Raw genomic sequence first — 22,022 nt, forward strand, 5'->3', positions numbered from 1 at the left:
GGCGCAAGCCACACTAATAAGTGAGTTACCCATTATGGTTAGGACAACGTCGATTCAGATGTCATTAAATGTTGAGACCCTTAATGATATTCTGAGTTTAGATGGGCTAAAACTACTCAACAAAGCCACCCACGAGCTGCGTCAATCCTCAGGGGCACTTTGTACCTGCGTGATAGAGTTGGATCAATTTACCGCGAAATCGAATCTTATTGCCAGTGCATCAGACCAAACATTAAATCGTCGTCTGTGCCTTACTCCAATCAGTCGTACAGCGTACACGTTTGTAAGCCAATCAAATCAGCAGGCGATTGTCTGTCAAAGTGGGGCTTGCCAGCAGCATAGTACCGAATCTTTTATTCTTGATAATGACATTGAATCTTACATCGCAATCCCACTTAAAGCCCAAAACGGCGAGATATTAGGTATTCTCCTTTCGACCTATACGCACAAACTCGCAAGTCGAGACATTGAATCGTTAACTTACTACCACAAATTGATCGCCAATATTGTTGCCCATCATCTCAAAGCAAAATGGTTAACCGCACGAGCAGACTCTTTGGTCGACCAGCTCAGTTATGAAGTTTCCCACGATAATTTAACTGGTTTACTCAACCGCAGCTATCTGTCTGATACTCTTCAACGACTGATCAGTGAAAATAAGCAGCAATTTACTCTGGCCTACCTTGATATTGACAACTTTAAAACGATCAATGATTTGTATGGCAACTATATTGGTGATCAGATCATTAAATTTGTCGCCACCACCATCAAAGAATCCATTCAAGACAAACATTTAGCTTGTCGAATCGCCGGAGATGAGTTTGCTTTTATCAGTCGTTCGCGAGATCCCTTTGCGGTCTGTCACGAGATCATCCAACGCCTTGACAAAGGTTATCAGGACAACACCCATAATATTCAGTTTAATGTCAGCATAGGGCTAGCGACGAATAGCGATCAAATACATTCGGCTGATCAAATTCTCAACAATGCCAGTTTAGCGCTTAAAGACTGTAAGCAGACCAAGCACACCAATGTGCAGTGCTATGACACTCATCTGAGCGCGCAATACCACCGCCGCGCTCTCGTCATCGATACTCTACGTAATGAATTAAGCCGAGATATTAGTAGCAGTGAAATTTATGTGGTCGCTCAACCTATCGTCAAAAGAGAAAGCGATCAATGGGACTATTATGAGATTTTGGCGCGTTGGCAGAGCAAAGCACTTGGGCATGTCTATCCGGTCGAATTCATTGAAGCCGCTGAGCAATCTGGGTTGATTGTCAAACTTGGCGAGCGGATCATTGAATTAGCATGTAAAGCCAAATTTGAACTTGAGCAAGGTCTAGGCCATCGAGTTAGTTTGAGCATTAACTGCTCAGCGAACGAGTTTCACAACTCTAATCGATACCTTCAGCATTTAATGAATTGCCTAAAAGATTACGACTTCTCTCCTCAAGATTTTACCATTGAACTAACAGAAACCGTGCTGCTAATACGGACCAACGAGGTACAACAAATACTGAGTAAGCTACGTCTTTTAGGCTTTAAAGTTGCACTGGATGACTTTGGCACTGGCTACTCAAGCCTTAATTACATTCATAGTTACCCGATTGATTGTATAAAAATTGATGCGAGTTTTATTCGTAATATGCTTAGCAACGAAACGGCCGAACGATTGGTGTGGCTGATGGTGCAGCTTTCTCAGCAACTGGGTGTTGCTCTGGTTGCTGAAGGCGTTGAAGATAAAGTAACGTTGGATAAATTGTATCAAATGGGCTGTACTTGGATTCAGGGCTACTATTTTTCACGTCCAGAGAAACCCCATCAACTTATCGAGAGGCATTTACTCCGCCTCGAAGCACAACGAGTCTCTAACGGCTAAACGACAAAATTGAAGCGAAAGCGACCGTTTAGCCTTTGTCATCACATTGCCGCGCTGTTACCCTTTTTAAACTAATGCTAACCCACAATTTAATAGTTAATAGTGCGCTTTCTCACTCAATAAGCGGGCGACATTTTCTGTCGTAAGTTGAGAAACATCTTGCTTGCGACTCAGTGCTGAACGAATGTCAGTACTGCGAATTGCCACTTTTTCTGGGCAACTGAGTAAAGACCAGCGACGAAGGATTTCATCACAACGATGAAACTTACTAAAGTTAAATAAATTGTCAGGGCCAACAACAAAGGTCAGCTCAGCCTCTGGGTGACGTTGCTCTAATGCTTCTAAAACGGCAAACGTAGTAACACTTTGTTCTGGCTGATAAAGACACTCTTCAACATCACTGCGCATGACGTATGGCAGGTTCAAGTCTGCGATGAAAACATCGACTAGTTGACAACGTATTGAGTAATCAAGCATCTGTTTACCCCAAGCATGAGAAATACTCGGTAATAACAAAACCTGATCGAAATGGGATAATGATTCAATCACACTTTTGTGACCTAAACTTGGCGGATTAAATGCGCTTCCAAACACGGCGATTTTTTTCATTTCTCTCATTCACTATTAATGAAAACTGTGATCACGGTTTTCTAATTCGTTGTTTAAGGTATGATACGACAAGGTGAGTTTAACACGTCCCCTTCAACGCTGAGAATCCCAGATGAGGTGGACCTGATAAAATTACCGTTTTTGGTTTTGTTTTTTTAGATATATTGCTTGCAGGAAGGATACATAATGGAACAGTTGATTCGCGATGAAATGCGTGTTCTGCCAACGATTGACCCTCAATTCGAAATCTCACGCCGCGTGGACTTTATCAAACGCAAACTCCAACAAGCTGGATGCAAATCTCTTGTCCTCGGCATCAGTGGCGGTGTCGACTCTACAACCTGTGGTCGCCTAGCTCAATTAGCCGTTGACCAACTCAATCAAGAGATCGAGGGTGGCTATCAATTTATTGCTGTGCGCCTACCTTATGGTCAACAAAAAGACGAAGATGAAGCGCAACTTGCCTTGCAATTTATTCAGCCGACGTATTCTGTGTCAGTCAATATTAAACCGGGCGTCGATGGGCTTCACACGGCAAGTCAAACAGCGCTTGAAGGTACTGGCTTGCTACCTCAAGACAGCGCAAAAGTTGACTTTGTTAAAGGTAACGTAAAAGCACGCGCACGTATGGTTGCTCAATATGAGATTGCAGGCTTTGTCGGTGGGTTGGTCATTGGTACTGACCATTCGGCTGAGAATATTACCGGGTTTTACACCAAGTTTGGAGATGGTGCCTGCGACATGGCTCCACTGTTTGGCTTAAGCAAACGTCAAGTTCGCCAAGTTGCTGAAACCTTAGGTGCCCCTGAGCAACTAGTCAGAAAAGTACCTACCGCAGATCTAGAAGAGCTGGCACCACAGAAAGCCGATGAAGAAGCTCTTAATCTGACTTACGACCAAATTGATGATTTTTTGGAAGGTAAACCTGTTGCGCCAGAAGTCTGTGAGCGTTTGGTCCACATCTATACCGTTACCCAACATAAGCGTGAGCCGATTCCGACAATTTACGACTAATCATCGTTAGATCTATTTTCGCCCTTATCATTCGATAAGGGCTTAACTTATTGTTTGTCGTAGTCAAATAAAGTTGCACACCATACTAATAGCGACGCATATGTGCGCATAAGGCTAACTGATATCTTTCGTCAACGTAAGGCTAAGCCGTCACACAATTTACTATTTGTTGCTATTGATCACTAGCTAGTCGCGAGCGTTTTCACTACACTATGCTGGCTTAAGCACTCAATCTACCTATCTGTGGTGACCTCTGGCCGCCTGAAGTGCTTGATTTAAAACCTATCGACGCAAAATAGTGTATTCATATATGGAACAAGATAAGTTTACTAATATTTATCGATTGCCAACGGCTATCCAGATCCGAATCGGTAAATGGCAACAAACCTTCAATGGCACCTCTGATCTGATTATGCATCAGGCAATCGAAGTGCGTAATAAGCAATATCGCAAACCTACCTTTCTTCCTTCTGGTTGGTGTGTGCAGCGATTCGACCAAGAAACTATTTCGATCACCAATCACGGTAAATATATTCAAACGGCGATGCGTACTATGCTTGACCGTAAGGTGTCATATAAGCGTATTTACCTTTCTCGTTTGCCCATAGAACAAGCACAACCCGGATTAATCGCGTTTAAACGCGAGTGGATTTCAAAACACAACCGAGTCGCAGATAAATACAACCAAATTAAGAAAAAGCAATTTATGCGCTACGCCAACGAAGAGGCCGATACACTCTACCCTTCCATACCGAAGGGGGAATTTGATGTCACTTTGTGGAACAAACTGGTGGTTTCACTACTAGGAAGTGCGAATAAATTCGACAACCCTTACTTTGTTAAAAAAGCCAAAGTTTGAGTCAAAAAAGCCAAAATCTGATCAATCAAAGGCAGCATAGTGCGCCTTTGATTCCACTCATCGTTAATATTTATCCAGAATTTCTTGGTAACGACTGCTCCCTGATTGATCAGTTTGCTTAAGGAGATCTAATCCTTTTTGGAGCTTTTCGACAACAGCGGGATCACTATCTCGGTTAACCGCAAAATAGACATCGCCCTTTTTAACCACATACACCGGCTCAAATAAATCAGCATCAATCCCAACTTGTCGAGCCCACCAGTAAGCAGCACGCTCGGCATACACCAATAAATCAATTCGCTTTTTCAGGAGCTGTTCAGCCAGCACCGTCACATCGATAGCTTCTTGCATCGCGGCACGCGGAACCCCCAGTTCCAGCAAACTCTGCTCACCGATGTCATCACGTATGGCACCAATACGGTATTTGGCCATATCTAACGGTTTATCTATTTTAATATTGTCTCCTCGACGCGCAAGGACGACAACTTTGATGTCCACGATAGGGCCAACCCAATAAAAAAGCGCCTCCCGATGCTCGGAACGCGTTGTGGAGAATAGAACCGTGTTTTGGCGCGTTAACACTCGACGATAGGAGCGGGCCCAAGGCTGTAAGGAAATTTGCGACAAAGTAATAGGCTCTCCTACCAATGCACTTGCCGCCAGTAAAATATCGACCGAATAACCCGTTATATGATCATCTTTAATAAAATTGGCTGGGGGGTAAGCCTCTGTAAAAAACTCCAGTTCTCGAAGGTCGTTTTCAGCGCCGACAGCCGATGATATTGACAACATCAACGACAAAGCACAGGCCGATTGGCAAATAAAATTACGTACAATCACAGGCCATCTCCATTCAGCGTCTCAGTTAAAGTTAGTTCACTCAACCCATAACTTCTAAGCACAATGATAAATTAATGCTTAAAAAGTAATTTTAATTGGCCAACCTGTGGCGCTTTTGCCACCAAATACACCGCGCCAGCAGCGCACATAAAACCGAGCGCACCAAGAGCGTCAAACGACTCGTCAAACATTAACCACGCTTGCACCGCCGTGGTCGGCGGCACTAGATAAAACACCGACGCAACACTGGACGACGCACCGTGCTCTACCATGTACAAAAGCAGTAAAATCGCAACACAAGACAGTACCACCACCAACCAAACTAACGTTAGAATCAATGAATAGTTCCATTCAACCTGCATGGTTTCAAAGCTCACCGCGTAAGGGATGAACAACATGCCCGCCGCAAAATATTGAATAGCCGCACTGCCGACCATATCGACACCTTGGCAGTACTTTTTCTGATATAGGGTTCCCAAAGTAATACCAACCAAAGAGACCAAGCACACCACGACCGCTAAGGTGCGATGCTGATCTGACTGCCAGTCCACTTTGCCCATCAACACTAAGCTGATGCCGACAAAGCCAAGCATCAAGCCAAGCCATTGCGATGGCTTAAAGGCATGCTGGGTAAAACTCACCAATAGCAACACGGTCAAAATCGGTTGTAAGCCAACCAACAATGAACTCAATCCCGCCGGCATACCGAGACTAATCGCCAAATAGGTACCCCCAAGATAGAAACCATGAATTAATACCCCAACCACCGCGCAGTGGAATAGCATTTTTCCCGTTGGGATTCGTCTGCGTAGTACGACAACAAGCAGTAGAAATAGCGCAACATTGGCGGTCATACGAATCGAAAGCAAGGTCGCAGGTTCAGCGTATTGAAGACCAAACCTTGCGCCGACAAAGCCAGACGCCCACAACACAACAAATATAAAAGGAATTAATCGAACTAACATCGCCTTTCCTCTGGCTTTTTGATTAGATATCAGGCTACTTTATTGGGTACAGAAAAATCATAAAGACACAGATTGGACTTTTTATATGGGTACAGATGGATGGGCATCAACAATAAATACGTAATGGTCGAGGACCATATCAAAACTCGAATCCATGCAGGACAACTGTCCAACGAAGACAAACTACCGTCAATCCGCGATTTGAGTAACGAGCTAAACGTCAGTAAAAATACCGTGATTCGTGCTTATCAAGAGTTAGAAGGACAAGGTGTTATCTATGCGGTGGCGAAATCAGGTTATCGGGTACAGACACCACATCACGTTGCATCGCAGGTGACACAACCTAACCATGTCGATCTGTTGTCGCTGTGCAAAGAAATATTGACCTATTCTCCTAAACGCGAGTGGTTGGCCACTGGCTCTGCACATCCTAATATTGATACCCCGGCGATAAAAACGCTGTATGCAGAAATCGGTCGTCACAGTCGTCAGCAAAGTCAGATTCCAAGCCACTATCAACTACCTCCGGGAAATACCCTGCTGCTTCGACATTTAACTAAGATAAGCCAAGACCTTGGTGTCGAGGTGTCGGTCAGTGATCTCGCGGTCACTCATGGTGCTCAGCAGGCGATTAGCCTCGCACTGCGCGCGCTGACCCAGCCAGGTGATATTGTCGCCGTTGAATCGCCGTGCTATTTCGGTAACTTGCTGTTGATGGAATCTTTAGGTTTGCAAGTTATTGAAATACCAAGCTGTCCGCGCAGTGGTATGGATCCTGATTTATTGGCGCAAGCGGTAACCAAGTGGCCAATTCGCGTTATCGTCGTCACGCCGAACTTTACCAACCCTACTGGGGCCAAGATGCCTTTAGAAAAACGTCTTGCGCTACTTGATGCGGCTCAATCGGTTGCCATTATTGAAGATGATGTGTTCGGCGCGCTCACCTTTGATGAAAACATTACGCCACTCAAAACGCTCGACAAGCGCGATCGAGTCATTTATGTCAACTCGCTCTCGAAAATGCTTGATTCCAGGCTACGCATTGGTTGGATTGCTGCCGGTCGCTATCAAGCCCAAATTGAGAAGTTCCTAGTCAGCGACAACATGGGCAGCCTCAACCTGATGCAATCTGCGGTGGCTGACTTTCTCAATAGCGGCAAATACAAACAGCATGTCAAACGAATGCAACGCGAATACCAAACCAATGTGCGGATGTTTTGCCAGCAGTTATCGGGTTCGCTGGATGCCTACGCAAACCTAAATGGCCGTTATCAGCTTTATTGCCCGCAAGGATCGTTTCTCGTTTGGTTATCATTGCCAGCAAATTTAGACAGCGAGCAACTCTATCAACAGGCAAAAGCACTGAACATCAGTATTCTTCCCGGAACCTTATTTGCTACCGAAGGGCAGTATCGACACTGTGTTCGTTTTAGTTGCTCAAACTTCCTAACCCACACTGACTGGAAAAACGGCGTTGCAAAGCTGGCTGAGCTCATCCATCATCAAGTAAACCGCTAAGGAGTCGATTATGCACACACCGATACCGCCTGAAGATGTGATTCAATTCTGGTTTACTGAACTTGAAGCGAAAGATTGGTTCACGACTAACCTTGAACTGGATCAGAAAATCACAACCCGATTCTTACCCCTAGTAGAGCGCGCGGCGCAATGTGAACTGGTTAGTTGGCGCAGCAGTGCCCAAGGTAGGCTCGCTGAAGTGATTGTCCTTGATCAGTTCTCGCGTAATATTTTCCGCAATACACCCCGTGCTTTTAGTCAAGACCCACTCGCGTTAGCTCTCGCACAAGAGGCTATTGGTTTAGGCCTAGATCAAGCGCTGTCATTAGAGCAACGAAGCTTCCTGTATATGCCATTTATGCACAGCGAATCACGTCAGATTCATCAGCAAGCGGTGCTATTATTTAGCACGCCTGGCATGGAGAATAACCATCAGTTTGAGCTCAAACACAAAGTCATTATCGATCAGTTTGGCCGCTATCCTCATCGTAACGAGATCCTTGGCCGTGAAAGTACCCCACAAGAAATTGCGTTTTTAACACAGCCTGATTCGAGCTTTTAGCCTAATCATGCGGCGCTAGCGTTTAGTTTAATTGCTGAGACTGACAAACTCAGCCTCTTTCACCACCGCAACCTCTTTCACCACCACAACAGTGTTGGCTAAGAGACTTTTTTATGCCCTTCTTGCAAATGGACGAAATCGACTAAATCATCACCGGCGACTTGATAGGCTTGACCAAAACCTTTTACAAACAGACCTTTTTCAGCCTTCAGATTAAATAAAACGAAGTCTTGTAATTGACTCAGCCCATCGATTATTTCACCAAATCGGGTTTGCATCTGGCCAATGACTTGCTGCCACTGTTCGCTATCGCGCTTCACCACAGAAGCGACGGCATCAAAGGTTAAGCGCTTACGGGCGAACAGTTGTTTGCAGCTCTCTTCATCTTCAATCATCATGATTGAGACGTTCGGGTTCACTTGCAAATTGCGTGCATGACGAGCAATTTCTGAGATCAACACAAAATAGCCATCTTGGTTTTGTACAAATGGCGCATAACTGACATTTGGGCGCCCCTCGGCATCAACGGTAGCCAATTGCAATGTTTTACGTTGCTGGCGAAACTCTTTAATTTCCGGGCCCAAACGCCCTTGTAAACGCTCTTGCTTAACCTGCTGATCCATATTCACTCTCCTTGCTAGCCTATATTGTTGTCAAATGACTGTTGTTAAATTCTTGTTGCCACTGCTTAAAGATGGCCACTTGTTCAGCGATCAATTCACGTTTGTCATTCCGACCAAGGTAGACTTTAAAAACGTTATTACCGGCTGGACAGAAAAAGCCAAAATAGTGGCTTTCACGTCCCATAAATGGCTTGCTGACCAAGGCAACATGCTGGATGTTATCGAGTTTAAGATGACCATGTAGCTCACCTTCACTCCCGATTAGGTTGTAGTAACCACGAGCCAACTTGCCCTTTGGAAAAGGCGCTTTCACTTCAAAGATTGAACCAAACGAGTGAACAATCGTTGTTACTGGCCCAAAACCAACCAAATTTTCTAAGATCGCTTGTGCTTGAGCGCCATCGACAATCGCTGTCATTTCTGTTGGTAACGCCGCCACCACATCAAATTCTGACACACTCAGTTGTTGGGCCATCGCCGCAGGCAGCAACGTGGGGTCTTGCTCGAGTAATTTAGCCACTCGTTGTGATAATGAATCCATGAGTTATTCCAATTAAACAGCGACAACATAAGCGCGCTTTTTGTTGATGGTTAAACTGTAGTCGTAATCGATTAGCATCGATATGGCAAGTCGCTCAAAACAAGCTGATGTGCTTCACTCAACAAAGATACAAGCTAACCAATTGATATATCGAATACTTTGATATGCATTGAACTTATAGTTCGCGCAGTTAACTTTGATTTGTCACTGATCATAAATTGCTATAAATACGAATGCAATTGATAATTGATATTATTTGCATGTTGGGCAATAATTGACTTATCTTAGTCATCAAGGATTTGTAAAAGGCACAGTCAAGTGAATATCAAACGATACACGATTGCCGCGAGTTTATCTCTGGCAGCCCACTCAATAGTCCTGTTCGTGGCGCACGAACCCAAGGCTTTCGCTATGCCTGTGGGTTCACAATCGACGTCGGTTTCACTTAACTTTAAGGCCATCGCTGCTCCGGTTAAGACCGAAACTGTGTTAGATCCCCAAAAAGCCAACACACCAGCACAGAGTCAGACTTTCGCACCTACCGCAACCGACCAGGTCGTAAAAAAATCGCCACCGATTAAGACCCAAAAACGAGAGAATAATACGCCCAATCAACCCAAGCTAGCGCCCCAACAAACCAAGGCTCAAGCACGAACGAAGATGGCTACACCAAGCGAGAAGACCGAGCTACAAAAACCACAGGTCGATAAAAAGCAACCTGAGAAAACAACAAATCAGGTCGCAAATCGAGGCGTCACCGCTGAACCAGTAATGATTGAAAATCCTTCGTTTTTATCTCGCCCTCGCGCCCCGCAATACCCAAGGATGGCGCGCAAACGAGGCATCGAAGGCGTGGCATTGTATGAGATATGGCTTGATAAGAATGGCCACCAAGTAAAGCAAGTATTGATTTCGTCATCCGGGGCCACCTTGCTCGATAAGTCAGCATTGGAGGCGATAAAAGATTGGAAATTCTCGCCCCATTCTGTTGATGGTCAAACCATGGCTCATCGCGTGCAAATCCCTATTCGCTTTAAATTGGATCGATAATGGAACAGATACAACTTTTACAACAGCAACTGGGCTTAATGACCTGGCCGTTGATCGTGTGCTCAGCACTCACCTTAATGATCATCGTTGAACGACTCTTTCAAGTTTTGATTAGCTTAGGCGTAGGCAAACGTGCCATTGGCCAACAGCTGCAACAGATTTCCCCGGCCGACAGCCAGCAAATTGAAACTCTGGCTGAAATGATGTCAACCAAACGACCATTGTTATACAAAGGTGTCGCCATGTTATTGGCTCATCACGCTTTTGCCAAAACACTGCGTGAAGACGCGGCAGGAATGTGGCTACAAGAGAAACGTCACCAGTTACACTCTGGCTTGCGTTTATTGACTTTAATTGGCGTGCTCAGCCCACTGATCGGTTTACTGGGAACCGTACTTGGATTAATAGAGATGTTTAAAGGCGTTGCCGCGTCATCTGGCAACATCACCCCCAATGATTTAGCAGAAGGACTAGGCATCGCAATGCGCACTACCGCGGCGGGCTTGATGGTTGCTCTGCCTGCCATTACTGCCGCTCAGCTGTTCGGCTTGTGGGCAGACAAAGTCATAGCGAAGCTCGAACACACGCTCAATTATGTCAATTTATGGCTAGAAGGCATCCATTGGCAACCCGCCCCAACTTCGCTGACGGATGTTATACCGCCAAGCGACAATGATCTCATCAGCACAGAAGCGTCATTATGATCAAAGCACCTAAAAGCGACACTCTAATGAGCTTTAGCCCTGATCTCACTCCGTTGCTAGACATCATCTTCATTGTCATGGTGTTCTTAATGCTTACCGCCGCAGTGAAGCTTGAATCGTTAGAAGTGGATCTGCCTGCAACCGATTCGCCGGTTACGTCAGCCGTAGAAAGTGATTCGTTAACCATTAATATTCTGGCTGACCAACCGCACTGGGCCATTAATGGCAAAACATATATTGACTGGCAGAACTTTACCCTTGCTCTGCTCGAAGAACACCATGCAAAACAGCAGTCGATTGCAATCGCCGCCGATAAAACCGCGGATGTACAACACCTAGTCAAATTACTTGGATTCTTGCAACAAAATGGGATTCAAGCCACCCAACTTTTAACCGAAGAAAAATAATAGTCGAGTCTATCATGTTCAATTCACGTTTATTCACCCTCTCAAGTACATTACTTTTGCTGGTATTTTCCATCACTTCTTTTGCTAGTGAGCGCATCATTAGTGCCGGTAGCACCGTGACAGAGTTGCTGTTCGCCTTAAACCAGCAAAAAAAATTGATCGCGGTTGATGTCACGAGTGACATTCCGCAAGGGTTATCATTGCCAACCATTGGCTACCATCGTCAACTGTCTGCGGAAGGGTTGCTCGCGCTGGGCGCGACACGATTAATTGGCTCAGATGAGATGGGGCCGAAAACCGCACTCAGCCAACTTCGCGCAGCAGGGGTCAGCGTAGATATCATTAACACTGAACCAACGCCTCAAGGGTTGTTAGCGCGTATTGATGACATTGCAGCCATCACTGGCGCCGAGCAGCAAGCTTTGCAGTTAAAAGCACAAGTGAATCAGCAACTCGACACTTTAGCAGCTAATAAACATCCGCTCGGCACGAGCAAAAAAGTCCTGTTTTTACTGCTTCACGAAGGTCGACCAGCGAACGTTGCAGGCGCGAACACCACACCCAACACGATCATTGAACTCGCAGGTGGCGTGAATCCAGCGGCGAAAACACTCTCCTCGTATAAACCCTTATCCACCGAAGCCATGATTGAAATGCAGCCTGACGTCATTTTGGTTAGTGGACGCAGTTATAAAGCTCTCGGTGGCGCAGATGAAATTCTCAAAAAAATGCCGATGCTTGCCGCAACACCCGCGGGTAAGAACAGACAATTTATCCAAGTCGATGGACACGCATTGGTGGGCGGCCTCGGTCTAAAAAGCTTGGCTGAAGCACAGCGTATCAGCGCGCAGCTTCACTAACGAGAGATTAAAATGTTATTACGTCGACTTCCACTACGCTACCTGATGATTCTATTTAGCAGTATTTTGCTGCTCGCCGCGATAAGTTCAGTGACCGTCGGGCCGATGAACATCACTTTGTGGCAAAGTGTGCAAAGCCTGTTATTTCACTCCGAGCAGTTAGCGCCACACATCAACTTAGTGGTTCACGATATTCGCCTGCCGAGAACATTGTTATGTATGTTGGTTGGCGCCATCCTCGCGATATGTGGCACTGTCATGCAGGGGCTATTTCGTAACCCACTGGCAGAGCCCGGTATTATTGGTGTGTCCGCAGGAGCCTCACTCGGCGCCGCACTAGCGATTGTGTTGTTTAGCGATATCTTCCAGCACTACCCACAACTGATGAATCTTGCGGCTGTTCCACTGTTTGCTTTTCTTGGCGGCGCTTTGACGACCCTGCTAGTTTACCAACTAGGCACGAGTAAAATGGGCACATCAGTCACCATTATGCTACTCGCTGGTGTCGCAATTAGTGCCTTGTCTGGTGCGGGGATTGGTTATCTGAATTTTGTTGCTGATGATCAGATGCTGCGCGATTTGTCTTTATGGTCAATGGGGTCACTCGCTGGTGCAAACTTGTCTAGTCTTATTCTTTGCACGATAACACTGAGTCTTTTACTGACAATTTTTATTGCAAAGTCAACGGCTCTTAATGCGTTATTACTTGGTGAAGCCGAAGCATATCATTTAGGCATTCCACTCCAAAAACTCAAGCGTCAACTGATTTTACTTACGGCGGTAGGCGTTGGCGTTACCGTCAGCGTCGCAGGGATGATAGGTTTCATTGGTCTAGTTATTCCCCATCTTGGCAGGATGATTTCAGGGCCCAATCATACCTCGTTGCTACCGATTTCAGCCTTGCTGGGCGCACTGCTGCTTACCGGCGCGGATATGATTTCACGCATTGCACTTTCCCCTGCAGAGCTTCCGGTTGGCATTGTGACCGCACTGGTTGGTGCACCATTTTTTATCTATTTACTGTTTCAGCAAAAAGGAAAAATACTCTGATGAGTGCCATTGCGTTATCCGGTCGTCATCTGTCGATGACTTTTGCTGGCCGAGCTGTGTTAAACGCCATTGATATCGACATACGCTGTGGAGAAGTGACCGCACTGCTTGGCCCTAATGGTGCAGGCAAAAGCACCTTACTTAAGCTGCTCAGCGGCGAGATTCCCTCAACGGGTGATATACGCTATTTCGATGTACCTCGCCAGCAATGGCCTGCCAATCTTCTGGCTCAACATCTTGCTATGTTGCCGCAACATAGCACCTTGAGTTTTCCTTTTTTGGCCCATGAAGTCGTTGAACTTGGCGCGATCCCGCTCAAACTCACCAACAGTGCGACTCGCGCTGTGGCCGAGAAATACATGCGTTTAACCGATGTATGGCACCTTGCCAAGCGACTCTACCCCTCACTATCTGGAGGCGAAAAACAGCGGCTGCACTTAGCTCGGGTCTTAGTTCAACTTGAAAAATCCACCGATAAAAAGATCCTCATGCTCGATGAACCAACATCAGCGCTGGATTTATCTCATCAACAGAATACGCTTAAAATCGCCCGTCGATTAGCTACCGAGTCCAATGCGGCGGTGGTAGTCGTATTACATGACCTTAACCTCGCCGCGCAGTATGCTGACCGCATGGTCATTTTACGCAACGGAGATATTGTCTGTGACGCACCTCCAAAACAAGCACTTACTGTGGCTATGCTCAAACATGTCTATGACTACAACGCCATAGTGACAACGCATCCAACGTTAGGGTTCCCGCAGATTCATCCTGACAACTAATCAGTAAGCTGGGCAAAGCTTAACTATACTCTTGACTGAATACGTAACAAAAGGGACAACCATGCTGCACTTTGCCCACAGACTAATGCTCGTTGTGACCCTAGTTATTGGTGTTAATGTTTTCGCGCACACCTTTAACGACATCCCCCTGTTAAAAGTGTGCGGTGATGCGGTTGACTGGCGCCCTTACATTTATCAAGAAGACGGTGAAGTAAAAGGGTTTGATAAACAAGTGCTCGACCAAGCACTAGGGCGGCATGGCATTGACTATGAAATGACAATGACCTCATGGTCACGCTGCCTTAAAGGTACCAAGACGGGCAGTTTTGATCTATCCGTTAGCGCATCTTACAGTGAAGAACGAGTGCAGGATTATCTCTACACCGAGTGGTACTACACCGTTACCCCCTACTACTTGTTTTCAGTTAAGCATTTTCCTGATGGTTTGGTTATCTCCAACGTTGACGATTTAAACAACTACAAAGTCTGCGGCAATCACAACTATAACTACTCAGATTTTGAGCTAACCACGATCGAACGCTCAGGACACACGATTCAACACTCTTTAAATCAGTTGGAAACCGGTGAGTGCGAGGTCTATATTAGCTGGGCTGAGATATTGACTGGCAATAAAAATCCACGAGGGGAATCCTATCTCAAAGATGACATCATGTCTTTGGCGGTCCCCAACATGGAACCGCACAAATTTTATATGTTGATCTCTCGTCAGCTCGAGAGTGCCCCTACTCTGAAAACGTTACTCGACAACTACTTCCGTTTGATACGAGAGCAGAATTAGAGCAAACGACGCCTAAGACCGGTTCTCTCAAGTACCCGCGTTGAAATCTCTTCAACTGAGAGTGCTGAGGTATTGATATAAGGAATCGCTTCACGGCGAAACAGCGCTTCGACGGTTTGTAATTCATGCAGACACTGCTCGTTGCTCGCATAGTCACTGCCAGCTAAACGATTTTGACGAATCTGTGTCAATCGCTCGGGATTAATGGTCAAGCCAAACAATTTATGACGATGAATTTCAAACTCAGGTAGCAGCTTCATGCGTGCTAAATCGTCATCGATAAATGGGTAGTTCACAACGCGTAGCCCAAACTGCATTGCCATGTATAAACTCGTTGGCGTTTTGCCACTGCGTGATACGCCAAGCAGTATAATGTCTGCCTCTTCAAGTCCTTTGAGGGTGATGCCATCATCGTGCGCTAAGGTGTACTCAATCGCAGCAATTCGATCGAAATACTTCACGCTATCGCGCCCGACACTTCGTGAGCGCTGCAACTTAGGTTTGGGGGCTAATTGAATATCATCTTGTACTCGCTGCACAATACTTTCGAGCACATCATAACCATAGCAGTGAGACGCCAATAGCTTTTGTCGCAGCTGTGGGATCACCAGAGAGAAAAACACCAACGGTTTCACGCCGTGAGTTTGGTAGGAAGTTTCAATTTCTTTGATCAGGTCAGCCAATTTATCTTCACTTTCAACAAACGGGAAGGTTTTTTCATTGGCTTTAAACGGAAATTGACCCAAAACAACATGGCCTAATGTCTCACATGTTATGGCCGTTCCATCAGAAACATAGAACACATCACGACTTTGACTTTCAATTTGCATTTTATTTTAAACTTTAAAATTCTTTTGAGTAGGATAGTCGACATAATATCGATAATAAAACCTGGCTGACTGTTACGTCCCCCACAGCTTTAAAAATTCTTGGTGAATTTTTTTGTGCTTTTACGTAATCGTTTGCCTTTAATCCCTACGCTGCAATGTTTCTGGAGAAGTACATGCAAAAGAACACCCTCTGGTTCGATGGTCTATCGATGGAAGATGTCGACAAAGTCGGCGGAAAAAACGCATCACTTGGTGAAATGGTTTCAAACCTAGCCAATGCTGGAGTGTCTGTGCCGAATGGCTTTGCCACCACTTCCTATGCGTTCAATCAATTCTTAGATTTTGAAGGATTGGACAATCGCATCCACCAACTGCTCGATGAACTAGACGTTGACGATGTAGAAGCCCTGCGCAAGACAGGTGCCATCATACGTCAATGGGTATTAGAAGCCCCATTCCCTGCGGAACTCGAACAAGATATCCGCGACAACTACCAAACACTGATTGAAGGCAATGACGAATTATCAGTCGCGGTGCGCTCTTCAGCGACAGCCGAAGACTTACCAGATGCTTCGTTTGCAGGTCAACAAGAGACCTTCCTTAATGTCAAAGGCATTGAGGCAGTGCTAGAAGCGACCAAGCATGTCTACGCTTCCCTGTTTAACGACCGCGCGATCTCTTATCGCGTTCACCAAGGTTTCGACCACCGCGGCATCGCGTTATCGGCGGGCATCCAACGTATGGTGCGCTCTGATAAAGCCTCATCTGGTGTGATGTTTACCCTCGATACCGAATCTGGTTTCGATCAAGTAGTCTTCATCACTTCATCGTGGGGACTGGGTGAAATGGTTGTACAAGGCGCGGTTAACCCTGATGAGTTTTACGTCCATAAGCCAATGCTTGAAGTGGGTCAACATCCAATCGTGAAAAAAACATTTGGTTCAAAGCTCATCAAGATGATCTACTCCACCAATCAAGAAATTGGTAAGCAAGTCGACATCATTGACACCTGCGAGCAAGAGCGTAACCAGTTCTCTCTAAACGATGAAGAGATCAAAGAGCTGGCTAAACAAGCCATGATCATTGAAAAACACTACCAACGTCCAATGGACATTGAGTGGGCCAAAGATGGCATTGATGGCAAGCTATACATAGTTCAAGCCCGCCCAGAGACGGTTTGCTCTCAAAACGAACAAAACGTTATCGAGCGTTACGAGCTTAACAACAAAGCAGAAGTATTGATTGAAGGTCGCGCTATTGGCCAGCGTATTGGCTCAGGCATTGTGCGCTTAGTCGATTCATTGGATCAAATGTCACTGGTGCAAGAAGGCGATGTTTTAGTGACTGACATGACCGACCCAGACTGGGAACCGGTGATGAAAAAAGCCTCGGCGATTGTCACTAACCGTGGTGGTCGTACTTGCCACGCGGCAATCATTGCTCGTGAATTGGGTATTCCCGCTATCGTTGGCTGCGGTCACGCAACCTCAAGCCTCAGTGACGGTATGACAATCACGGTTTCTTGCGCAGAAGGCGAAACGGGGTATGTTTATCAAGGCGAATTAGACTTTGAGGTCAAGCGCTCTGCGGTTGATGAGCTGCCGATGCTGCCAACTAAAGTCATGATGAACGTTGGCAACCCAGATCGTGCCTTCGACTTTGCACAAATTCCAAATGAAGGCGTAGGCCTTGCTCGTCTGGAGTTCATCATTAACAAAATGATTGGTATTCACCCGAAAGCGCTACTTAACTTTGAACAACAAAGCGATGAGATAAAAACAGAGATCACCCAGCGTATTCGCGGTTACCAAGATCCTATCGACTTTTATGTCAGCAAGCTTACCGAAGGTATCGCCACCATCGCCGCCGCTTTCTGGCCGAAACGCGTGATTGTTCGTATGTCGGATTTTAAATCGAACGAATACAGCAATCTTGTCGGTGGACAAGGGTATGAGCCACATGAAGAGAACCCAATGCTTGGTTTCCGTGGCGCCTCTCGTTACATTTCTCCGGCGTTTGAAGATTGTTTCGAGCTAGAAACACAAGCCATTAAACGTGTGCGCAATGAAATGGGGCTGAAAAATGTCGAGGTCATGATTCCTTTCGTGCGCACACCGAGTGAAGCGGCATCGGTAATTGATCTATTGGCTAAATTCGATCTACGTCGAGGAGACCAAGGTCTAAAAGTGATCATGATGTGTGAGCTACCATCCAATGCTATTCTGGCGGATGAGTTCCTCAAGTACTTTGATGGCTTCTCGATCGGCTCAAACGACATGACTCAGCTAACACTGGGCCTTGATCGTGACTCAGGCGACGTTGCGCACCTGTTTGATGAACGTAATCCAGCGGTGAAAGCCATGTTGAAGATGGCCATTGACGCCGCAACTAAAGCGGGCAAATACGTCGGTATTTGTGGTCAAGGTCCATCGGACCACGAAGACCTCGCTGAATGGTTGATGGCTCAGGGTATTAGCTCAGTGTCACTCAACCCCGATACCGTGATTGATACCTGGTTAAAACTTGGCAAAGCAGCTAAGTAACTAGCGATAAAACAAAGGCTTCCGTGGGGAAGCCTTTTTATTTTGTCTAATCATTTAAAACTGATAACTAGTGTCAATTAACTGGTTGGCTGAGGGTTAACCTGCTGAGCCAATTCAATTTCTCGCTGCTTGAGCATGACATCCATCTCATCACGTTTGGCTTTAAAAGCGGCCATTTGATTATTAGGCACGGATTTAGCCATTGGGATATTGGCTTTCATCGCATTAACCGCACGCCCTCTATCAATCAACTCATAGTGGATATGTGGCCCAGTCACACGCCCCGTTGCACCAGACAGACCAATACGTTGACCGCGAGACACTTTTTGTCCTTTACGCACTAAAATCTTACTTAAATGCAAATAGCGTGTTTTGTATCGACTACCATGTTGAATCACAACGTAATTACCCGCATAAGGGTGCTTGCGTGTCATGATCACGACACCATCACCAGTAGATACAATCGGTGTCCCTGTCGGCGTTGCCCAGTCAGTACCATTGTGCGGTGCAACACGTCCGGTGACGGGGTGCTTGCGTGTCGGATTGTATTGCGAGCTCAACCGATAATTACTGTTGACAGGCTTGCGCTGAAAGGCACGTTGTAAACTGTCACCTTTTGCATCGTAATATTGACCATCGCTATGCAGATAGGCTGAAAGTACTCGTCCTCGGTTGTAAATCTTAATCGCTTGTATTTCACGATTCCCCGTCAATTGATCATCCACAAACTGACGTGATTGAACCACTTCAAAACGGTCACCAGCTCTTAGATCGCGTGAGAAATTAATCTTATCTTTCAACAAGCTGACCACTTGCTCAACTTCACTGTTGCCTAAACCAAGCGCATGAACAGACTGTGAGAAACTGCCATTGATCTCCCCGACCAGTGGCAAAGGCTTCCAAACACCAGGAATCTTGACGTCACTAAATTCGTAACCACCATCTTCCATTCGTGTGTAAACGGCTCGTTCAACCATGCTGAACTCAAGTTCCATTTTCGCCAAGGCTTGGGAGTTTTCGTCACGCCAAAAACGCAATTTGTTGCCAGGTTTGAGAGTATCTAACGCTAAAAAGTTTAGATCCGTTTCCATAATTTTCATCAGTTCACTGTAACCAAAGCCCAACTGATTAAAAATGTTGCTTAAGTTATCACCTGCTTTGATCTCGTACTCGTAACTAGGAAGATCAGCCGTCACTTCGTTACTTAACAAAATGTCATTAACTAGCGTTGATTCAGGAAGAGAAAGATCAATGGTGCGATGGTATCGGCCACGTTCAGACGACGAAAGAGCAACCGCAGCAAGAATAGGCAGTGTTAATAATACTAGCTTCTTTGGACGCGATAACTCTTGGAAGCGAGACTTCAAACTTCTAGATTGCACAAATTTGACCCAATAATTGAAATAACCAAAGGCCTAAGAGTACGAATTTCTCTAGAAGTTGTCACCTGTGATATGTCAACTTTAAGGTAAAAAAGGCGCAAAATGCGCCTTTATTGATTCAAATGAACTGTAAGCCCTTTAACGATAACCGTTACTGATAGGTCGAAACAAGGGCGTTATCTTCACCAAACCCGTTAGGTCGGTATTGATCAGCCTGTGGGTCATTCACCCATTTTTCTTTATCGACCAAGTACCTAAATTCAAAATGACTGTCTTTAGGTAAGCGTGTTTTGAACTTGTAACTCTTCGATTTAGCGACTTTTTTCATTTCGGTTGGTTGCCAATCTAAAAAATCCGCAACAATCCAAACAGATTGATTAACGTGTTCAGCATCGAGCTCAAACGTAACTTCAACTTCATCTTTGGTTTTGAAAAAGCGTTTATTGATCATATTTAACTCCATTAACGACAATTAAGGTCCATCTCATAACTTGCTAGGTTAAATAATAAGCAATTCATCACACATACTCAATACTGCATATTCGCCGCACAACTATTGCCTTTCTAAGCTATCTTGCTCAGTTATCTTGAACAGTATAGTGGTTATTTTTGTCGGATCCTCCGACATCGCTTGATGAGCATCACGTTCTTGGATGGTGACCGTTACCCTATCACCATCGACAACAATGCCCTCGACATGGACTCTGTCACCTAGCAGTTGTGCGTTCTCACTCACCATACGTTGGCGAGCCGTATCGTAATGACTGAGCGCTAAATAGTAAAAGACACCAGAACCTTGATTACTGACACTTAAAGGGTGGATGTAACGATTGTCAGCAATTTTTAATAGATAACGAGTGTCGATTGACACGCTTCCCCTTTCAACGCCATCTTGATATTTACCACTATAAATTCTTGGCTGATTGTTGCTTTTTATAAAGGTGAATGCCCCACTTTCAGGGACTTTGATTGTCCATGGATTAGGTGTAGTTAGTGAAAACAACGACTGCATAATCGTGTCATTTTGTGCGGAATAACTGGGAAACTTAGCCAAAACTTCTTCATCTGATAAGCTGAACCGATAAAGACCTGCCGCCGAAACAACAACTAACAATACAATGGGAATCAACAAAATCAGTGGGATAGGTAACAAACGTTTTTTCATTAGCGTTGCTTTGTCTCGAATGCTTTTTTGATTGCTTATGGTATCAGGCTAGCTTGACTAGATACAACAACCTAGCAACGACAATAGAAAGGGTCATAACCACAACATTAGAAAAAGCTCATTTGATCACACGGTTTTTTAGACCAGCCCCCTATCAGTAACCTTATTGTGGGACTATAATTGCGCCCCTCAGCAACAGGAGCACATCGTGATTTCAAAACTTCCACGCTGGGTAGAATATGGCGCTTTTCTACTCGCCTTGCTAGCTGGCATTGTCAACGCTATCGGATTACTCGGTTTTCAACACCAAGCCGTGTCACATATCTCTGGCACAGTGACGCTGCTTGGCACATCTATCTTAGAGTTCAACCAACAAACCGGCCACTTATTACTGATTTTGTTAAGCTTTTTGTTTGGCGCGACACTCAGCGGCACATTTATCGAAAGCACCGCACTGAAACTTGGCAGACGCTATGGGGTCGCTCTTTGTATCGAAAGTGCCCTCCTGGCTTTATCTTACTACTTGCTCAGCAATGGCCATCAATCGGGGCAATATTTCGCTTCTGCAGCGTGTGGCTTGCAAAACGCGATGATCACAACGTTCAGTGGCGCTATCATTCGCACGACCCACATGACGGGGATCATGACGGATCTGGGTATCATGATTGGCGCTAAATTACGTGGTGAAAGTTTTGATTTTCGCAAAGCGAAACTGTTTCTGTTTATTTTCAGTGGTTTTCTATCCGGTGGGATTATCGGCGCGAACTTATACGCAAGTCTCTCGATTGCGGCCTTAATCGTACCGATACTGCTCGCTCTTACCTTGGCCGTCACCTACTGGCTGTTTATAGCCAACCGACATATAAATCACTAATTGACACTTCTTGCTTGAAACACAATTTTAAACAATTTAACATCCTCGACACATTAAACTGAATGCGTCAAAATATTCAATGCTTTATAGTGAATATTTAACGATATTTATTGAATAGTATTGCAAGCAAGGTTAAAAGCTATTAACCTTGCGCCAATTTGAT

General features: G+C 45.4%; 23 protein-coding genes. 14 read left to right on the forward strand and 9 right to left on the reverse strand.

What is annotated here, in order from left to right; all coding sequences use genetic code 11:
• Positions 1–34: 34 nt before the first annotated feature.
• Positions 35–1,882, forward strand: coding sequence for a putative bifunctional diguanylate cyclase/phosphodiesterase (locus BS19_RS18580; RefSeq protein WP_038177381.1), 1,848 nt, complete (start codon positions 35–37; stop codon positions 1,880–1,882).
• Positions 1,883–1,978: 96 nt separating this feature from the next.
• On the opposite strand, the gene BS19_RS18585 is transcribed toward BS19_RS18580, so the two are convergent.
• A complete protein-coding gene (locus BS19_RS18585; protein ID WP_038177383.1) occupies positions 1,979–2,491 on the reverse strand; it encodes a nicotinate-nicotinamide nucleotide adenylyltransferase in 513 nt (170 codons plus the stop codon).
• A gap of 186 nt (positions 2,492–2,677) precedes the next feature.
• On the opposite strand from BS19_RS18585, the gene nadE reads away from it, so the two are divergent.
• Together nadE and BS19_RS18595 are read left to right on the forward strand one after the other, a co-directional pair.
• Entirely contained in the window at positions 2,678–3,505 is an 828-nt protein-coding gene (nadE, locus tag BS19_RS18590; RefSeq protein WP_038177384.1) for an ammonia-dependent NAD(+) synthetase, read from the forward strand.
• Positions 3,506–3,815: 310 nt separating this feature from the next.
• Positions 3,816–4,364 carry an MSHA operon transcriptional regulator gene (locus BS19_RS18595; protein WP_038177385.1) on the forward strand — a complete coding sequence of 183 codons (549 nt, stop codon included), beginning with the start codon at positions 3,816–3,818 and terminating at the stop codon, positions 4,362–4,364.
• 63 nt (positions 4,365–4,427) lie between these two features.
• Here the strand turns inward: BS19_RS18595 and BS19_RS18600 are convergent, their stop codons facing one another.
• On the reverse strand, positions 4,428–5,156 hold the full coding sequence (locus BS19_RS18600; protein WP_051686584.1) for a substrate-binding periplasmic protein: 729 nt from the start codon (positions 5,154–5,156) through the stop codon (positions 4,428–4,430).
• 119 nt (positions 5,157–5,275) lie between these two features.
• Positions 5,276–6,169: a DMT family transporter gene (locus BS19_RS18605; protein WP_038177387.1), complete on the reverse strand. Its 894-nt coding sequence runs from the start codon at positions 6,167–6,169 to the stop codon at positions 5,276–5,278.
• 99 nt (positions 6,170–6,268) lie between these two features.
• On the opposite strand from BS19_RS18605, the gene BS19_RS18610 reads away from it, so the two are divergent.
• Both BS19_RS18610 and BS19_RS18615 read left to right on the forward strand, forming a co-directional pair.
• Positions 6,269–7,687 (forward strand): aminotransferase-like domain-containing protein, encoded by a 1,419-nt coding sequence (locus tag BS19_RS18610; protein ID WP_038177388.1) that lies wholly within the window; start codon positions 6,269–6,271, stop codon positions 7,685–7,687.
• 10 nt (positions 7,688–7,697) lie between these two features.
• Positions 7,698–8,249, forward strand: a complete 552-nt coding sequence (locus BS19_RS18615) for a DUF924 family protein (RefSeq protein ID WP_038177389.1) — start codon at positions 7,698–7,700, stop codon at positions 8,247–8,249.
• 98 nt (positions 8,250–8,347) lie between these two features.
• Here BS19_RS18615 and hutZ read toward each other — a convergent pair whose 3' ends face one another.
• Both hutZ and hutX read right to left on the reverse strand, forming a co-directional pair.
• Positions 8,348–8,872 carry a heme utilization protein HutZ gene (gene hutZ, locus BS19_RS18620; protein ID WP_038177390.1) on the reverse strand — a complete coding sequence of 175 codons (525 nt, stop codon included), beginning with the start codon at positions 8,870–8,872 and terminating at the stop codon, positions 8,348–8,350.
• Positions 8,873–8,891: 19 nt separating this feature from the next.
• Positions 8,892–9,413, reverse strand: a complete 522-nt coding sequence (gene hutX, locus BS19_RS18625; RefSeq protein ID WP_038177391.1) for a heme utilization cystosolic carrier protein HutX — start codon at positions 9,411–9,413, stop codon at positions 8,892–8,894.
• Between the two features lie 318 nt (positions 9,414–9,731).
• On the opposite strand from hutX, the gene BS19_RS18630 reads away from it, so the two are divergent.
• The 7 genes from BS19_RS18630 (at position 9,732) to BS19_RS18660 (ending at position 15,065) form a co-directional block, all read left to right on the forward strand.
• Positions 9,732–10,463 (forward strand): energy transducer TonB, encoded by a 732-nt coding sequence (locus tag BS19_RS18630; RefSeq protein WP_038177392.1) that lies wholly within the window; start codon positions 9,732–9,734, stop codon positions 10,461–10,463.
• Positions 10,463–11,167, forward strand: coding sequence for a MotA/TolQ/ExbB proton channel family protein (locus tag BS19_RS18635; RefSeq protein ID WP_038177393.1), 705 nt, complete (start codon positions 10,463–10,465; stop codon positions 11,165–11,167). The genes BS19_RS18630 and BS19_RS18635 overlap by 1 nt, the downstream gene beginning before the upstream one ends.
• Entirely contained in the window at positions 11,164–11,574 is a 411-nt protein-coding gene (locus tag BS19_RS18640) for an ExbD/TolR family protein (RefSeq protein ID WP_038177394.1), read from the forward strand. Before BS19_RS18635 ends, BS19_RS18640 begins: the two co-directional genes overlap by 4 nt.
• A gap of 14 nt (positions 11,575–11,588) precedes the next feature.
• Positions 11,589–12,434: a heme/hemin ABC transporter substrate-binding protein gene (locus BS19_RS18645; protein WP_038177395.1), complete on the forward strand. Its 846-nt coding sequence runs from the start codon at positions 11,589–11,591 to the stop codon at positions 12,432–12,434.
• A gap of 12 nt (positions 12,435–12,446) precedes the next feature.
• Complete coding sequence (locus tag BS19_RS18650) at positions 12,447–13,484, forward strand: FecCD family ABC transporter permease (RefSeq protein ID WP_038177396.1); 1,038 nt, start codon at positions 12,447–12,449, stop codon at positions 13,482–13,484.
• Positions 13,484–14,266, forward strand: coding sequence for a heme ABC transporter ATP-binding protein (locus BS19_RS18655; protein ID WP_038177397.1), 783 nt, complete (start codon positions 13,484–13,486; stop codon positions 14,264–14,266). The genes BS19_RS18650 and BS19_RS18655 overlap by 1 nt, the downstream gene beginning before the upstream one ends.
• 61 nt (positions 14,267–14,327) lie before the next feature.
• A complete protein-coding gene (locus tag BS19_RS18660; protein WP_038177399.1) occupies positions 14,328–15,065 on the forward strand; it encodes a substrate-binding periplasmic protein in 738 nt (245 codons plus the stop codon).
• On the opposite strand, the gene ppsR is transcribed toward BS19_RS18660, so the two are convergent.
• Entirely contained in the window at positions 15,062–15,895 is an 834-nt protein-coding gene (gene ppsR, locus BS19_RS18665; RefSeq protein WP_038177400.1) for a posphoenolpyruvate synthetase regulatory kinase/phosphorylase PpsR, read from the reverse strand. The two genes, BS19_RS18660 and ppsR, sit on opposite strands and share 4 nt — an antisense overlap.
• 155 nt (positions 15,896–16,050) lie before the next feature.
• Here ppsR and ppsA point away from each other — a divergent pair, with 155 nt between their 5' ends.
• On the forward strand, positions 16,051–18,438 hold the full coding sequence (ppsA, locus tag BS19_RS18670; protein WP_084186073.1) for a phosphoenolpyruvate synthase: 2,388 nt from the start codon (positions 16,051–16,053) through the stop codon (positions 18,436–18,438).
• A gap of 77 nt (positions 18,439–18,515) precedes the next feature.
• On the opposite strand, the gene shyA is transcribed toward ppsA, so the two are convergent.
• The 3 genes from shyA to BS19_RS18685 all read right to left on the reverse strand — a co-directional run bounded on the left by shyA (position 18,516) and on the right by BS19_RS18685 (position 20,985).
• Positions 18,516–19,820 (reverse strand): peptidoglycan DD-endopeptidase ShyA, encoded by a 1,305-nt coding sequence (shyA, locus tag BS19_RS18675; RefSeq protein ID WP_051686579.1) that lies wholly within the window; start codon positions 19,818–19,820, stop codon positions 18,516–18,518.
• A gap of 151 nt (positions 19,821–19,971) precedes the next feature.
• Positions 19,972–20,271, reverse strand: coding sequence for an isoamylase early set domain-containing protein (locus BS19_RS18680; RefSeq protein ID WP_038177403.1), 300 nt, complete (start codon positions 20,269–20,271; stop codon positions 19,972–19,974).
• 102 nt (positions 20,272–20,373) lie between these two features.
• Positions 20,374–20,985 carry a hypothetical protein gene (locus BS19_RS18685; protein ID WP_038177405.1) on the reverse strand — a complete coding sequence of 204 codons (612 nt, stop codon included), beginning with the start codon at positions 20,983–20,985 and terminating at the stop codon, positions 20,374–20,376.
• A gap of 208 nt (positions 20,986–21,193) precedes the next feature.
• On the opposite strand from BS19_RS18685, the gene BS19_RS18690 reads away from it, so the two are divergent.
• Positions 21,194–21,859: a YoaK family protein gene (locus BS19_RS18690; RefSeq protein WP_038177406.1), complete on the forward strand. Its 666-nt coding sequence runs from the start codon at positions 21,194–21,196 to the stop codon at positions 21,857–21,859.
• The last annotated feature ends 163 nt before the right edge of the window (positions 21,860–22,022 follow it).

Source organism: Vibrio pacinii DSM 19139 (genome assembly GCF_000711795.1).
Lineage (GTDB): Bacteria > Pseudomonadota > Gammaproteobacteria > Enterobacterales > Vibrionaceae > Vibrio > Vibrio pacinii.